Origin of the sequence: Brevibacillus reuszeri (assembly GCF_002897295.1) — a bacterium.
Lineage (GTDB): Bacteria > Bacillota > Bacilli > Brevibacillales > Brevibacillaceae > Brevibacillus > Brevibacillus reuszeri_A.
Map to the genome: position 1 here is coordinate 14,100 of NZ_BEXF01000045.1, position 14,378 is coordinate 28,477.

Annotated in this window: 20 protein-coding genes; all 20 read left to right on the forward strand. The window is 46.2% G+C overall.

Features of this window, described 5'->3' with window-relative positions; all coding sequences use genetic code 11:
• Positions 1-9: 9 nt before the first annotated feature.
• The 20 genes from C3B52_RS33880 (at position 10) to C3B52_RS33970 (ending at position 14,225) form a co-directional block, all read left to right on the forward strand.
• The gene (locus C3B52_RS33880) at positions 10-1,020 is read left to right on the forward strand and encodes a DUF2184 domain-containing protein (RefSeq protein WP_103110741.1); all 1,011 of its coding nucleotides are present in this window, start codon (positions 10-12) and stop codon (positions 1,018-1,020) included.
• A 14-nt stretch (positions 1,021-1,034) separates the two neighbouring features.
• On the forward strand, positions 1,035-1,331 hold the full coding sequence (locus C3B52_RS33885; RefSeq protein WP_103110742.1) for a hypothetical protein: 297 nt from the start codon (positions 1,035-1,037) through the stop codon (positions 1,329-1,331).
• 15 nt (positions 1,332-1,346) lie between these two features.
• Positions 1,347-1,847, forward strand: a complete 501-nt coding sequence (locus C3B52_RS33890; protein ID WP_103110743.1) for a DUF4054 domain-containing protein — start codon at positions 1,347-1,349, stop codon at positions 1,845-1,847.
• 12 nt (positions 1,848-1,859) lie between these two features.
• Positions 1,860-2,435, forward strand: coding sequence for a hypothetical protein (locus C3B52_RS33895; protein WP_103110744.1), 576 nt, complete (start codon positions 1,860-1,862; stop codon positions 2,433-2,435).
• Between the two features lie 15 nt (positions 2,436-2,450).
• Positions 2,451-2,804 carry a hypothetical protein gene (locus C3B52_RS33900; RefSeq protein WP_103110745.1) on the forward strand — a complete coding sequence of 118 codons (354 nt, stop codon included), beginning with the start codon at positions 2,451-2,453 and terminating at the stop codon, positions 2,802-2,804.
• Complete coding sequence (locus C3B52_RS33905) at positions 2,805-3,341, forward strand: phage neck terminator protein (protein WP_103110746.1); 537 nt, start codon at positions 2,805-2,807, stop codon at positions 3,339-3,341.
• A 171-nt stretch (positions 3,342-3,512) separates the two neighbouring features.
• Positions 3,513-4,472 carry a DUF3383 family protein gene (locus C3B52_RS33910; protein ID WP_373419758.1) on the forward strand — a complete coding sequence of 320 codons (960 nt, stop codon included), beginning with the start codon at positions 3,513-3,515 and terminating at the stop codon, positions 4,470-4,472.
• Between the two features lie 21 nt (positions 4,473-4,493).
• Positions 4,494-4,931, forward strand: coding sequence for a phage protein (locus tag C3B52_RS33915; RefSeq protein WP_201264982.1), 438 nt, complete (start codon positions 4,494-4,496; stop codon positions 4,929-4,931).
• 58 nt (positions 4,932-4,989) lie between these two features.
• Positions 4,990-5,454 (forward strand): phage tail assembly chaperone, encoded by a 465-nt coding sequence (locus C3B52_RS33920; RefSeq protein WP_103110748.1) that lies wholly within the window; start codon positions 4,990-4,992, stop codon positions 5,452-5,454.
• Positions 5,455-5,495: 41 nt separating this feature from the next.
• Positions 5,496-5,636: a DUF6889 family protein gene (locus tag C3B52_RS38325; RefSeq protein WP_373419759.1), complete on the forward strand. Its 141-nt coding sequence runs from the start codon at positions 5,496-5,498 to the stop codon at positions 5,634-5,636.
• A complete protein-coding gene (locus C3B52_RS33925) occupies positions 5,636-7,510 on the forward strand; it encodes a hypothetical protein (RefSeq protein WP_103110749.1) in 1,875 nt (624 codons plus the stop codon). The genes C3B52_RS38325 and C3B52_RS33925 overlap by 1 nt, the downstream gene beginning before the upstream one ends.
• 15 nt (positions 7,511-7,525) lie before the next feature.
• Entirely contained in the window at positions 7,526-8,098 is a 573-nt protein-coding gene (locus tag C3B52_RS33930) for a phage baseplate protein (RefSeq protein ID WP_201264983.1), read from the forward strand.
• A gap of 5 nt (positions 8,099-8,103) precedes the next feature.
• The gene (locus tag C3B52_RS33935; protein ID WP_103110750.1) at positions 8,104-8,445 is read left to right on the forward strand and encodes a phage baseplate plug family protein; all 342 of its coding nucleotides are present in this window, start codon (positions 8,104-8,106) and stop codon (positions 8,443-8,445) included.
• Positions 8,446-8,588: 143 nt separating this feature from the next.
• Positions 8,589-9,254, forward strand: a complete 666-nt coding sequence (locus tag C3B52_RS33940) for a hypothetical protein (RefSeq protein ID WP_103110751.1) — start codon at positions 8,589-8,591, stop codon at positions 9,252-9,254.
• Between the two features lie 77 nt (positions 9,255-9,331).
• Positions 9,332-10,807, forward strand: coding sequence for a phage protein (locus C3B52_RS33945; RefSeq protein WP_164685057.1), 1,476 nt, complete (start codon positions 9,332-9,334; stop codon positions 10,805-10,807).
• A 7-nt stretch (positions 10,808-10,814) separates the two neighbouring features.
• Entirely contained in the window at positions 10,815-11,414 is a 600-nt protein-coding gene (locus C3B52_RS33950) for a Gp138 family membrane-puncturing spike protein (RefSeq protein WP_103110753.1), read from the forward strand.
• The gene (locus C3B52_RS33955; RefSeq protein ID WP_103110754.1) at positions 11,411-11,776 is read left to right on the forward strand and encodes a hypothetical protein; all 366 of its coding nucleotides are present in this window, start codon (positions 11,411-11,413) and stop codon (positions 11,774-11,776) included. The genes C3B52_RS33950 and C3B52_RS33955 overlap by 4 nt, the downstream gene beginning before the upstream one ends.
• Before the next feature lies 1 nt (position 11,777).
• Positions 11,778-12,959: a baseplate J/gp47 family protein gene (locus C3B52_RS33960; RefSeq protein WP_103110755.1), complete on the forward strand. Its 1,182-nt coding sequence runs from the start codon at positions 11,778-11,780 to the stop codon at positions 12,957-12,959.
• Positions 12,960-12,965: 6 nt separating this feature from the next.
• Positions 12,966-13,538: a DUF2612 domain-containing protein gene (locus tag C3B52_RS33965; protein WP_103110756.1), complete on the forward strand. Its 573-nt coding sequence runs from the start codon at positions 12,966-12,968 to the stop codon at positions 13,536-13,538.
• Between the two features lie 18 nt (positions 13,539-13,556).
• On the forward strand, positions 13,557-14,225 hold the full coding sequence (locus tag C3B52_RS33970; RefSeq protein ID WP_103110757.1) for a hypothetical protein: 669 nt from the start codon (positions 13,557-13,559) through the stop codon (positions 14,223-14,225).
• Positions 14,226-14,378 lie beyond the last annotated feature (153 nt).

Sequence of the window (14,378 nt, forward strand, 5' to 3'; positions counted from 1 at the left end):
TAAACGTACATGAATACATCTATGGGAAGAAGAGTCCACACGATTGATGGCCTTGGCCCATCTATGAGAATGAATGACGCTGCTGCAATCGGTACCGGCATGGCATTCTTAGTCGGGGAGTTAGAGAAGCGCGATCAGCGTCTGCTAGAGCCGTTGAGCAGCGTTACTTGGATGAGGGATATTGTTGCAAAAACTGGCGGTGGTTGGGTAGACTTCACATCCAATCAATTTGTTGATTACGCTACAACTGGTGGTAATGAAGACGGCATTATCGGCGGCGCAACCAACGATATTCCGGTCATGCAAGCTAACGCAACGAAAGACGTGTACCAAGTGTTCAATTTCGGAAACATCTTAAAGGTCCCGTTCATCGATCAACAGAAAATGCAAAACATTGGTCGAAGCCTCGACGACATTTTGGACAAGGGTATTCGCCTGAATTACAACAAGTCCATTGATAACATTGTCTATACAGGAGTACCTCGCGCAGGCGTGTACGGTCTTGTTAATAATCCAAACATTACGGCAGCAGCTGTGGGGGCTGGAGCCTCTGGACAGACCAAGTGGAACCAAAAAACTCCAGACGAAATTCTGACAGATGTTAATGCAATCATCACGGCTACCTGGGCCGAGTCTGAATACGATTTAACTGGAATGGCGAATCACATCCTAATTCCACCACAACAATATGCATACCTCGTTGGCGTGAAAGTAAGTGAGGCAGGTAATATCTCTATCCTACAATTCTTGCTGGATAACAATATCGCTAAAAACCAAGGAATCGATCTAGTGATTGAGCCGTCACGTTGGTGCGTTGGAGCAGGTACAGGTGGCACAGATCGGATGCTAGCATACGTCAACGACGAAGACCGTGTAAACTTTGACCTGACCGTTCCGCTCAGTCGCGTTATGACAGAATCGTCCGTAAAAGATTTTGCATATTTGACTGGATACGCAGCTCAAATTGGTCAGGTTAAATTTCTTTATACTCAGTGCGCTCGCTACGGCGACGGCATTTAAGGAGGCAGAAAAAGATGCTTATTTTCTCCAATAGAGCACTTCAATTTGACCACCCGGCAGGACAAGAAGCTGCCGTGGTGGTACGTGCGAAAGACTTCGCTGAGGTACCGGACTGGGTAAAACAATCTACGATGTTCAAGCTGGCAAGCCAAGCAGGAGACGTCACGGTAACGGAAACCAAGCAGGCTGAAAAAGCAGCTGAAACGGGAACGAAAACGAAGACAGCAGCCGAGTTAAAAGCAGAAGAGAAAGCCTTGAAAGAAGCCGAAGCAAAAGCGAAGGCTGCTGCAGAATTCGGTCAAGAGCAATAAAGCAGGTGAGCAATTATGTCGATTGCTAATGATCGCAACTTGAGCGCGGCAGGACTCGTGGGGGCTGCTTCCAACATCAGGACTGGGAGCAACCCTCCTTTTACTTTCGATGACTTCATTGCTATCTATCCGCAGTTTGGACCGAATACAGAGGGCACTTTAGTGATACCACAGCTTATTGTGCAAATGTACATTGATCTGGCGAACGCTAGCATCCAAGAAGCGCGTTGGCGATCATATTGGACTGTCGCCATGGGGTGGTTTGTTGCTCACTTCTGCACGTTGTATCTGCAAGGTACTGCTGATCCAGATAGCGGAGCTGCAGGTGTGCTGAAGGCTGGACAGGTGCGAGGATTGACCACATCCAAGTCGGTCGGTGACGTGTCAGTAAGTACAGATTACTCGGTAATTGCTCAGGATCTGGATGGATGGGCAGCGTGGAAGCTCACCACCTACGGACAGCAGCTGGCGACCATCGGTAGGATAGTAGGCAAAGGCGGCATGTACGTCTACTAAGGGGGCAAGAAGATGTTTAACCTCTTTGGACAAGTGACCACTGGGATTGATAAAACAAACGAGATTAAAAAGATTATTGATGACTTGGCAAACAGGCAAGTGTACGTGGGGATTCCGGAAGGAGAGTCAAGGCAAAGAGGCAGTGGTGAACCTATTTCCAATGCCGAGCTGCTTTATGCCCACACGAATGGAATTCGTCAGAAAGCAATGCGAGACGAGATGAATCCTAAAGTGGAAAGCGGCGAAATGACTTATAGCCAGGCTTATCAAATGTGGATTCAAACACATGGTTCACCCCTCTGGCGGTCGCCTCCCCGGCCAGTCATTGAACCCGCCATTGAGCATAACAAGGAAGCCATTGCTAACCAATTGCGGAGGGTATCCGAGGTTGCCTTGGATGGTGGTGACCCAGAACCCGAACTCCATCGGGCAGGTCTGATGGGTCAAAATTTTGCCCGAGGTTGGTTCACTGATCCAGCGAATAACTGGGCGCCCAACTCTCCAATCACCGAAGAAAGAAAAGGCAGCGATAAACCGTTGATCGATAAAGGCGAGCTCCGCAAAGCTATCACGTACGTTGTGAAGTAGGAAGGATGACTACATGTGATCGATGTTAGCGAAGTGATTACCGATCCTGATTTTGCGCAGCCATTCACTGTCCATCGTCAATCAGGTGAATGGGTAAGAGGGGACTGGAAAGCTTCTGATGAAAAGCCAGTCAAGGTAACTGGCGTTATCACCGTTGCTGATGCAAAAACACTGGAGCAGCTACCAGAGGGCGACCGTGTTACTGGACTGATGAGCTTCTATTCGACTCAAGAGCTGTTTGAAACCAGGGAAGAAGGAACATCAGATCAAATTGAATGGCGCGGTGAGCGCTACAGGGTGAAGCGTGTTTTCCCGTATGTCGACTATGGTTACTACAAAGCAGTTGGAGAAAGAATGGCGGGTGATTAGATGGCAGATCAAGCACTTTCGCTATCTGAGATTCAAGATATCTTTTGGGACTGCACAATCAAAATCCTTGGTCTTGATCCGAGCAAGAAAGAAAATCAAAAACGTATTCGAAAAGGATACCCGGCAGAAGGAGCGCCCGCGTGGCAGCGTACTGATAATGTCGGGTTTATTCTTGTCTCGATAGCAAATGACCCTTACTCGCAACAGATAGAGACGAGTTATACCCGAGCAAGCGAAAAAACAGCGAACCAGTTATCAAGCTATACCCGTGTTCTACAAGTGCAATGGACGTTCTACGGACCGAGCAGCTTTGATGATGCGGATAAGGTGCGGGCGGCCTTATACAGAAGTCCACTACTATTCTCGCCGCTGCATCTGGTTACGAATGTTCCTGCACCAATTCGCCTGCCTGAACTGTTCGGTGGGCAATGGTGGGAACGGACCTCCTTTACCGCTAACTTTAACGAAAAGGTCGTGCGGAGCTCCACTGTTAACTACATCGAATCCGCAGAAATAAAAGTAATTCCTGATAGATAAGAAAGGCAGGTGTTTTGATTGGCGCAATCTCTTGATGACATCGTGAAGGTTAATGTCACCGTGTCACCCATGGCCCAAAGTGCGGGGACGTTCGACATTGGCCTGATCATAGGAACGTCAAAAGTTATACCCATGTCAGAAAGGGTAAGGATTTATTCTGGAACCACTGACATGAAATCCGGGGGGTGGAAGGAAACAGACCCCGAATACGCTGCCGCTGTCCTCTATTTCAGCCAGACGCCAAAGCCATCCAAAGTAGTCATTGGCAGACAGGATGACACAGATGGTAATGCTGAGACGGCACAAGAGGCTGTGGAGGCTTGCAGGGCGGCAAATAACGATTGGTATGCTTGTTATGTGGTAAATGCTACCTCGGCAGTTATTGAAGCCGTGGCGGGCGCTGTGGAAGCTATGTTACCTGAATCTGCTTATTTCTACACAACCAGTGATGAGGATGTAAAAGAAGGAACGGCGGGTAACATCATGGAGACCCTGAAAAATAAGGGGTACAAGCGGACCATTGGACTATTCAGCACTACACCGCATGCTGCAGCGGCAATGATGGGCTACGCAATGGGTGCCAATACAGGCGGTGCTAACTCAGCATATACTCTTGCTTACAAGTCATTGGTTGGGGTTGCTCCTGAGCCTCTTTCTACAACAGAAGCAATTAATATCCTGAAGCTCAATGGAAATGCATACACGCAATATGGGCCGAAATTTACATTGCTGGTGCAGGGGACAATGGCGAGCGGCGTTCATTTCGATGAGGTATTGAATCTGGATATGCTCAAAGCAGAAATTCAGATCGGTGCGACGAACGCACTTGTAATGGCAAAGAAAATTACACAAACAGATGATGGTACTACTCTGTTAATGAGTGCGATCGAGGAACAATGCGAAAAGTCGGTACTCAGAGGGGCTATTGCACCAGGTGTGTGGAATGCTGAGCCTATTTTAACTTTAGAGAGAGGCGACACCTTGTCAAAAGGGTATTTGGTACTCGCTGGATCGGTTGCAGACCAATCCCAAGAGGAACGGGAAGCACGAAAGGCACCAGCTATTTATGTACCAGTCAAACTGGCCGGGGCTTATGAACACGTTGTAATTGGCGTCATCGTTAATCGCTAGGAAAGAAAGGAGGAATAGATAGTGGCACACACGACTTATAGTTTTGCCGACGTTTCCATGGTTATTTCCCACCCATCAAAGGGGCAATTCGTAGCCACTGGTGCAGGTCTGGGCAGTATCTCTATCTCGATGGCAACTGACCGTTCGACACATGATGTATCTGCAGATGGTTCTGTCATGGTCTCCAAAATCAAAGGTCGCAACGGCAACATTACAGTTTCCGCCCAACAAACCTCTGATCTGCATAAGTGGCTTATCAAACTGTTCAGCTATCTGGAAAACGCACCAACAGCAGAGTGGGCAAAAGCTGCAATAACCATTCGATCAACATCTATGCAGGATTTGATCAGGGTAACGGGAGTATCGTTTCAAAAGTTGCCAGACAGACCGTTTCAGGCACAAGGTCAACAAGTATCATGGGTGTTCATGGCTGCGGATATTGATCAGGCAGTAGCTTAATTGAATAACACTAATACGGGAGCCGAGGGGCTCTTTTTTTTAATGGGGAGGAACAACCATGCAAGCACCAGTTAAGCACAAAGACGTGGAAATCAATGGTCGGAAATTCCGTATTCGGAAGTTTCCGGCCAGAGCTGGCTCATTCGCGATTATCAAGATGACTGCAATACTGGCACCACTGTTTTCTTCTATTAAACCTAATCGAAATATTAAAACAGTAGAAGATATGGACCTTGAAAGTATCAATATCGCAGGCGTCATTGAGCATCTGGGTAACATTTCAGAAGAAAACTTTAACTACATGCAAGAACAGGCTCTACGCGTTTGTTATGAATCATTGCCCGCGGGTTTAGCTCCAGTTCTCCATGATAACGGGACATTTGGTGTCCAAGACCTAGAAGATGACACTGCTACCGTCATGGCACTCACCGTCCATGCCCTCGTGTTTAATGTGACAAGTTTTTTTCAAGGCAGCGGCCTGAGTGGTTTAATCCCGGGCCTGATTTCGTCCCAGCACAACTGATTAACGTAGACGAGTTTCTGTTCGCTCCTGTTGTCGCTGGAATGTGGAAACATCGTGACATTGTTCAAGATGTGTTCGATATAGACGACTTACTCGACGCTCACGAGATACTTGAGGTGCAACGAGAGAATAAACGCAGAGCCGAAGAATTTGCCGACCTGCGCCAGAGGGGGTTGATCTGATGATTGACGTCATTAAAGAGTATCTGGTTTCTCTCGGCATGAAGGTGGACAAGGATTCTTTCCAAGAGGCATCAGATACAATGCAGGCTGTTGAAGATGGAGCAAAAAAGTTCATTGGTACTGCTGCTAAGGGTTTTGCCATCGCAGGCACGGCGATTACTGGGGCTATGGTGGGCGCGACCGCTGGTATTTACTCTTTTCTTAGTAGTTTGGCAAATGCAGACCTAGCGAATGAACAGTTTGCAAGAAGGATGGGAATGTCCAAGGACGCTGCAGAAGAGCTCAACAAAACGCTAAAGGCCATGGGCGTGACTATTGAGGATTTGTATCTAAATCCCGGGCTGATGAACGATTTCAAGACGTTGCGGACTACGATAAAAGACATCAGGCCACCTGCAGAGTTTAAGGAGCAAATCAAGTTTATCCAGTCCATTCAGTTCGAGTTCCAGCAATTGAAATTGTCAGGCAGCTACGCTCTCCAGTGGATCGGGTACTATCTGTTCAAGTACATGGAGGGTCCTTTAAAGCGCACCAAAAACACCCTTCAAGATATCAACAAGAAAGTCATTAAGGACATGCCGCACTGGACAAAGAATGTGGCACAGGCCATAAGTTGGATAGGCAGGCTTGGGGCTACATTTCTAAAGGCTGGTGCAGATGCATACCGGATATTTTCTAAGCTGGGCGAGAAAATTCCACAAGACATCAAACTAATTGGGGCGGCATTACTCGGATTAGGCATCATTTTAAAAACGGGGCCGCTTGGTATCGCCTTTGCTTTGATTACAAGCATCCTCCTGTTACTTGATGATTTTTATACCTACCTTGAAGGTGGCGAAAGTGCTTTTGGTCCCTTCTGGAAAAGGCTATTGGATTTCGTTGATTTGCTAAAGAACGATGGGACAATCAAACGTTTTGGTGAAAACCTACAAGATGTTTTTGGCAAGATAGGCACTAGTGTACAAAATGGGCTTGAATGGATAGAACGCCTGTACAGAAAGTTCGATGACAATGGCACATTAGATAACTTCAAAGAAGGAATTGCAACGAACGTCGGAACGGCCACTCAGATCATTAAAGATTTCGGTTCGTGGGTTGGGGATGTATTTGATGATTTGAACGAAGAAGGCACACTATCCGGGCTTGAAGAGTCGTTAATTGGTCTTGGCAAAGAGCTATCCGAAATATACAAAGATGCATCAAAGTTCGTGGACGAGCTGTACGGGCTTGAGGAAACAAAACAAGTGCTAACGTGGATTGGCGATTACTTGGAGGGACAGCTGAAATTTGCTCTTCAAACCATAAACGAGACAATCAAGGCTGTCACGTTTTCTCTCAAGTCAGCCAGGGCATTTATTACAGGTGATGACGAACTGCTGGCACAGGCAAAGAAGGATTTTTTCGGGGAAGAGGACGACAATGATACTCCAGAAGCGGGTCCGAAAGGATTCAGACGGCCACCCAAAGCAGCGTTATATGACGTAAGAGAGCAGGGGAATAAATCACAAGACTCTAGGATAGAGACAAGTGTAAACAATCTGCCAAAAGGCTTGGAACCGTCATTCAAAAAAGCATTGAATGATTCCGATCTTGTGAAAGGTTTCCGCACCTTTAACCAGGACCTGAACGATGGTTTCACTCGAATGGCGATGATGATAAACCCGGAGGCATTCCAACAGTACGAAGCTATGGCGAGTGGAATGTACTCAAACAGCTACATGTACAACACGACATCCTCATCCCAGCAGAAACTAATTTACAACACGAACAATCCCGTATTCAACATTAACAGTACTGAACCTAGAGCAGCAGCTCAGGAAGTAAACGCATCTTGGAATGATTACAACATACGATCAATGCGAAACGCTTACTAATTTGGAGGTGGATGAATGGCACAGAATCCTATTCTTGATCTTAATTCGCCTCCCATATCGTCGCTTGTCTATTTGAAAACCAATATTGGCGGCTGGTTCTTCGATGCGTTTTTGCGGTCGACACACACCAGCCGTCTTAAAATTACTGAGCATCCGGTGCAGGTGGGGGCAGCATTAACGGACCATTCTTATCTTGAGCCAAAAGAGCTCACCATGGAGATAGGTATGTCGGATGCAGCAACAAGTCTGATACCTGGGCAGTTTACTGGCGGTTGGAGTCGATCTGTTCAGGCTTTTAAGGTGTTGCAGGAGTTACAAGCTATCCGGGTGCCGATCCAAGTCCATTCAAGGCTTGGGCTATATCAAAACATGCTGATCGAGGAAATTACAGCTCCAGACGATTTTACAACGTTGAATGGCTTACGCTGTACAGTCACATTGCGTGAGATCATCGTCGCTCAGGTACGCACTGTTAAGATTAGCAGCAAACCTGCTGTGACGGATCGGGCAAACAAGGGGAAATTAGAGCCTATAACAAATCAGAGTAATTTAAAACAATGGGGCGTAGACAAATTATTTGGAGGGTGAATTTATTGGCATTCGTAATTCTTCCAATTTCGCCTGCTATGAATCAAGAATTCGTTTGTACCTTGCCAATTGGAGACAAGAACATAACACTAGGCTTTACTCTAACGTATAACGAACCAGGAGGATATTGGTATATGGCAATAGCTAATCACGACACGGGTGAAAGATTAGTCGACGCTATTCCATTGCTTCCAGGTGAGTATCCAGCAGCAAACCTATTGGCTCAACACGAATATCTAAATATCGGTAGCGCCGTTCTTTTGTCTTCCGCAAATGACAATTCAATGCCAACGTTTAATTCTCTTGGCAAAGACCACTTTGTTCTTTGGACCGATAATTTAGCATGAATGCAAAAAGCACTCCTCTTTTATGGAGCGCTTTTTGCACATAATACAGCGAACATTTCAAAAGTATTTTATACAACCTACAGTTTTCGACAAACTTGTATAAACTATTTATGATAGCATACAGAAAAAATGGTGGTGTTCATATGAAAAATATATTTTGGGCATTAGCAATAGTCACTTGCATTGTCCTTTCTCCTTTTACTGCTAATGCAAATTCTATTGCTCCAACTCAATCAACTGCTAATGTTCAGATTCCAGACAATATAAAAAGCATATCTGAATTGGGCGATTATCTTTATCAAAAAGGTATAGTAACAAATTTTGATGAATTTAAAACTTTCCTGGAGAACAACAAAGCAACAATTCGAAGAATCAATCCCAAAACAATTGATTACGGTTTTACGTACAGGTTGTATACAGAAACGAATACACCATTCCGAGATGATGGATTAATCCGAATCACTCATGAATATGGAATTAAAGAAGCAAATCTCTGGGTTATACCGATCATCATTTCAAACAACAGTAAAGAGAAAATTGAAATCAGCAAGGAGAATTTTGCACTGGTTCCCAGATATATTCCCGCTGGTAGCGAACTGAATGTTCTTGCATTGGAACCAGAATACATTATGGACGGATCGGCTGAAGTCCAGTACAGAAAGATTCTCGGCAAGTTCGAACTGCCACCTAATCGTGAAGTTCATTTGAATGCTGTGTTTTATGTATCTCCAATCACAACTGATCAAAATGTAAATCTAAGGATATATGACGGTAATGATCATACAGACGTTAATATTGTGAAGAAATGACAAACTCAATACTGAAAATCGCAACGCTCCTTTTAGGGGCGTTTTTCTTTTCAGCAAATGAAGAGGATGTGGAGTTGGTGGCAGATAACATTAAGAACCTCGCGGTCTACGAGGCGCAGGTACAAGGTGTTGATTTAAACATTGTCCTCGCTACGATTGAGGCGGAAACCAATTTCACCAACAAAACCGGAGATAACGGGAATGCATTAGGCCCAGGTCAGGTGTGGCCGAAGTGGCACACAGACTCATTCAAGTACGCTGCCAGCCGGTTCAATAAGACATGGCCATCCACCCTCCAAGAACAGACCCGGCTTGTTTTAAGTGATGATGCTCTGGCTACAGCAGCTGCAGTTCGCGTAATCGGGAGGAATTGGAAAGCAGCCAAAGGAGACTTTCGGCAATTCTCGCTCATTTACGTTGGACCAAAGATTCCAGACCGGGACTATGAACGCCGCTTAAAGATATACCAGAAGTACGCGGGTGGCGGGGCAGGAGGTTCCTGGTCTCCTTCCACTTCGGCACCGAGTAGCAGCACATCGGGTGGTAATGGAAGTGGTGGGCAATCCGCGAATCTCATCAATGATATTACCTTGCCATCCACCAACTATGGGATCGTTGCGAACAGTCAGAAGGTCGGTAATGTTCTGTATGGTCGAAGGTATCGCGTACTCGTCTCTAACGGCAAAGGGACCGCGCTGGACGTCTCTGATTTGCGATGTGTGTTTGATATCAGAAAAACGCTCACGCCGCAGCCCAATGTCTCTACTGTCACGATATACAACTTGAACGCAGAAACAGAAAACCAAGTGATCGACGAAGGAGATACCGTGATTGTTGAGGCGGGATTCGAGGGTGAACAGTACGGGCTAATTTTTCAGGGTGACGTTGTTCAACCGATTCGAGGGAGTGAGGATGGTGTCAGTTATAAATTAACGCTGCATTCTATGGACGGCGACCGCTTCCTTAATTTTGGATTTGTCACCGGCTCCGTTTCCAAGGGACAGACAGCCCGTAATCAGATTGATCTAGTAACCAGCCAAGCGAGAATACCGACGCAACAGGGCACTATTACCGAGAGCTTGCAATCATCGAAGCTCACACGCGGGAAAGTGTTTTTTGGCATGGCGAAAGACTACCTGCGACAACTCGCTCAGTCGAACACAGCAACTTTTTACCTTGAAGATGGAAAAGTGAACATTATCACAGCGAAGGACTACCCACCAAATGAGATTGTGGATTTAGCGCCAGAATCGGGACTGATTGGCACACCTGTACAGACTGATTTCGGAGTGAACTTTAAGTGTTTACTCAATCCTCGATTGAAAATAAATTCGCTTGTACGAATCAACAACAGCCAAATTCAAGAACAAGTGGTTCAGTTCGGACAGGTGAGGCGCGGGCTTGATGCAGAGGGCATCTATCGCATTATTGGCTTACGGCATAACGGAGATAACCGGGGAGATACATGGTATACCGAATGCGAGTGTGTATCTCAAGCAGGCGGCGTGATACCAGGCATGATGGCATCGACTGCCGTAAACATGTGGAGGTGATGATCGTATGGGCGTTACTGTTAGTGAGCGTTTATCAAATAATGATTTAGATTTTTATACCACCTTAATGGACAGCATTTTCAGCCGGATGCGCGTCAGTGTACCGGGCATTATCAGCAAGTTTGATGCTGAGACGCAAACAGCAGAGGTTCAAATTGCGTTACGTGAACATGTGCAGCAAGAGAACATGCAGTACGCTTGGACAGAAATACCGCCGTTGCTGGACGTTCCGGTTGTTTTTCCACGGGGCGGGGGATATGCTCTCACGTTCCCTGTTAAAAAAGGTGATGAGTGCCTGATAGTCTTTTCAGATATGTGCTTTGATTCCTGGTTTTCTATGTCTGGTATCCAAAATCAAATTGAAAAGCGAAGGCATGATCTTTCAGACGCAATTGCAATACCTGGACTGTGGAGCCAACCAAGAAAACTGAAAGATTTCTCGACTAAACATGTGGAGTTGCGAAATGAGGACCGCAGCGAGTTTATTCGCATGAAACCAGGAGTCATTGACCTTGTAGCTCCTTCCATTCGCGTGAACGGTGTAAATATCACTCGACAAGAAGAGTACGATATGTGGATAAAGGGCGGCGGTGAGGTAGACACATGAGGTATCGGCAAATGGATGGCGGCGACTACACAATGGGGAGACCCTTTTTGACCAAAGCCGCTGCGGTCGCTCAAGCGATTTATACCCGATTAAAACTACTTCAGGGTGAATGGTGGGAGCAGCTAGACGATGGACTCCCACTTTTTCAGAACATTCTTGGAACCAGAGGACATCCAGATAACTTGAACGCCGTTGATTTGCTGGTTCAAGCCCGGATAATTGAGACCCGACACGTAAAACAAATCACGAACTTTCAAAGCTCATATGAAAATCGAACGTATTCATTCCAGTGCAACGTTGAAACAGACTTTGACGAGACCATACCGATAACCATAGGTTTTGGAGGGAAGGAAGGGGGATAAGATGGCCTACTTCGCGCCATTCATTGATGAGAAGGGCTACCACATGCCTTCGTACATTGATATTCGAGACGATCTTATCAGTCAGGCAAAACAGATATTTGGGCAAGATACGTACCTTGAAAATGACAGCCAAGACTATCAGTTTATTTCTCAGTTCGCCAGCAAGCTATACGACGCCTACCTTACCTGCCAAGCCGTTTACAACAGCCGAGGGCCAGCTACTGCGATCGGTACCGGATTAGATGTGGTTGTGGGTATCAATGGAATAAAGCGTTTTGGAGACCAGTTTTCAAAATCACCTGTGGTTCTATCCGGCACGCCAGGGGCACTGATTAAAGATGGCATTGTGTCAGATAATGCAGGCAATCATTGGTCCTTACCTGCTTCTGTAACAATCGGATCTGATGGAACATATGCGACCACCGCTACCTGTCAGATACCAGGTCCTATTAAAGCAGACCCCAATACGATTACAGGGATTGTTACACCTACGATGGGATGGACAAGCGTTACCAATCCGCAAACAGCTGTACAAGGACGTTATAGAGAAAGTGACCCACAATTGAAATCCCGGCAGGCAATCAGTACGGCAACACCCAGTCGCACAGTTCTGGAAGGTTTGAAAGGTGCCATAGCTGGCCTGACTGGTGTTACACGGTATCAGGTGTACGAGAATGACACGGATGCGGAAAATGAAATGGGGCACCCTCCACATTCTGTCACGGCCGTGGTAGAGGGTGGGGACGATCAGGAAATAGCTGAGACTATTTTCAGGAGGAAGACACCCGGGGCGTATACGAACGGAACGACAGCTGTTGAAGTGGTAGACCAATTTGGTGATCCTACTACCATCCGGTTCTATCGACAGAGCTATGTAGACATCGTTGTTGTTGTACAAGTGAAGAGGTTGAGTGGGTTTACTACTGAGACACAAGAAGAAATCGCCAGCAATATTGCTGATTTTATTAACAGCTTGGCGCTCAATAACTCAGGTTTGGTTATATCGAGTTTGTGGGGGGCTGCACTCCAAGCAAATAGAATAATAACTAGCCCGTCATTCTCCATAACCAGTTTGACTGCCGCACGCCTCGGGGAAGAACAAGCAACAATGGATATTTCCTTGTCGTTCTATGAAGCAGCAAGAGGCTCAATTGAAAACATCACAGTTAATGTCGTGGGGTGATCGAGGATGGCAATACAGGAATACCTTGACCCAATCACATCCCAGCACTGGGACAAAGAAAAGTTTATGCGCTGGCTAACAGCGATGCTAGAGAAAGAAGACGCGGCGGTAACCGTGGCTAATTACATTCCCATTGCTTTTTCAGTTGATCAGGCAGTTGGTGTGCAGTTGAATACTCTGGGGGATTTGGTGGGCAGGTCGAGATACCTGCCTTTTCAATTGGCAGATGGCAGCTCTCCGGTATTGGACGATTCAAATTACCGCATCGCATTGAAAGCAAAGATCGCTCAGAATCAATGGGAAGGTACGCTTCCTCAAATCTACGAGTTGTGGGCGGACCTGTTCCCGAATGCCAGATTGAAATTGAAAGACAACCAGAATATGAGTATGAAAGCAACCATACGTGGCGAACTAGGTCTTCAAAGCGTATTGCTGGTCACCGTGGGCTACATCATTCCAAAGCCAGCTGGCGTAAGCTTGACTATATCCTGGGAGTCGGAACTGGATCGGAAGGACTACATTGGAATGAACGTTACGACAAGGGACACAGTGGAGATCAGCTGTGCTGGTCCTGCGTAATTTAAGGAGGGATATTGAGTGGCCTTATATGGACAAATGGTGGTAACACAGCTTGGTCAGATTCTTTACGCTAAAGCGCAAACAGGAAAACCTTTGGTCTATACACGAATGCGTATTGGATCGGGACAATATTCAGGCGACCCAACGGCTTTAACTGATTTAGTACAACCTATCGGATATATACCCCTCAGTTCTATGTCACAGACAGGTCAAACTGCGCATATCAAAGGTGTTTTTCAGAATACCGACATCACGGATAGGATCTACTCCTGCGAAATCGGACTATATGCACAAGACCCGGATGGTAGCGAAATACTCTATGCTTACGCTAACGCAGGTGGCAATGGAGATATCATACCACCCATTGCAGCTGGACCATTTTCGCGCGAGTTTCAATTAAACGTAGCAGTTGGCAATGCTTCAAACGTTACGGTTAATATCCCCTCAACTGCATTTACTACCGTTTCAGACTTCGAAAAACACGTCAATGACAAGAACTTGCACATGACGAGAAGCGAGATTGAGACGAGGTTTACGGTGCTGGAAGTGCGTGTACAGGCACTAGAGAACTCACTCGCCAACGATATGCGAGACAACCAGTTTGCTTTTGACTTTGCTTCAATAAATGGATTGATTGTAGATGCTGGTTGGTGGGATCAAGCGAATGCACGCTTGGGGATCAAATGATGGTAGATAGAGGAATTGGGCTCGAAAACGGCCATTTACGATAGGAAAGGGGGAGGAACATGCCAGTAGTTACATTATCTAAAGCAAACTCTGTTACTAGAGATAACGAAATCAACACAGCAGTACCGTCAGGTAGTTATCCTTCGGGTAATC

What these genes read in the sequence shown, in the direction of transcription:
- C3B52_RS33880 (WP_103110741.1), top strand. Translation starts at nt 10, where the DNA reads ATGAATACATCTATGGGAAGAAGAGTCCACACGATTGATGGCCTTGGC.
- C3B52_RS33885 (WP_103110742.1), top strand. Translation starts at nt 1,035, where the DNA reads ATGCTTATTTTCTCCAATAGAGCACTTCAATTTGACCACCCGGCAGGA.
- C3B52_RS33890 (WP_103110743.1), top strand. Translation starts at nt 1,347, where the DNA reads ATGTCGATTGCTAATGATCGCAACTTGAGCGCGGCAGGACTCGTGGGG.
- C3B52_RS33895 (WP_103110744.1), top strand. Translation starts at nt 1,860, where the DNA reads ATGTTTAACCTCTTTGGACAAGTGACCACTGGGATTGATAAAACAAAC.
- C3B52_RS33905 (WP_103110746.1), top strand. Translation starts at nt 2,805, where the DNA reads ATGGCAGATCAAGCACTTTCGCTATCTGAGATTCAAGATATCTTTTGG.
- C3B52_RS33910 (WP_373419758.1), top strand. Translation starts at nt 3,513, where the DNA reads ATGAAATCCGGGGGGTGGAAGGAAACAGACCCCGAATACGCTGCCGCT.
- C3B52_RS33920 (WP_103110748.1), top strand. Translation starts at nt 4,990, where the DNA reads ATGCAAGCACCAGTTAAGCACAAAGACGTGGAAATCAATGGTCGGAAA.
- C3B52_RS38325 (WP_373419759.1), top strand. Translation starts at nt 5,496, where the DNA reads ATGTGGAAACATCGTGACATTGTTCAAGATGTGTTCGATATAGACGAC.
- C3B52_RS33925 (WP_103110749.1), top strand. Translation starts at nt 5,636, where the DNA reads ATGATTGACGTCATTAAAGAGTATCTGGTTTCTCTCGGCATGAAGGTG.
- C3B52_RS33930 (WP_201264983.1), top strand. Translation starts at nt 7,526, where the DNA reads ATGGCACAGAATCCTATTCTTGATCTTAATTCGCCTCCCATATCGTCG.
- C3B52_RS33940 (WP_103110751.1), top strand. Translation starts at nt 8,589, where the DNA reads ATGAAAAATATATTTTGGGCATTAGCAATAGTCACTTGCATTGTCCTT.
- C3B52_RS33950 (WP_103110753.1), top strand. Translation starts at nt 10,815, where the DNA reads ATGGGCGTTACTGTTAGTGAGCGTTTATCAAATAATGATTTAGATTTT.
- C3B52_RS33955 (WP_103110754.1), top strand. Translation starts at nt 11,411, where the DNA reads ATGAGGTATCGGCAAATGGATGGCGGCGACTACACAATGGGGAGACCC.
- C3B52_RS33960 (WP_103110755.1), top strand. Translation starts at nt 11,778, where the DNA reads ATGGCCTACTTCGCGCCATTCATTGATGAGAAGGGCTACCACATGCCT.
- C3B52_RS33965 (WP_103110756.1), top strand. Translation starts at nt 12,966, where the DNA reads ATGGCAATACAGGAATACCTTGACCCAATCACATCCCAGCACTGGGAC.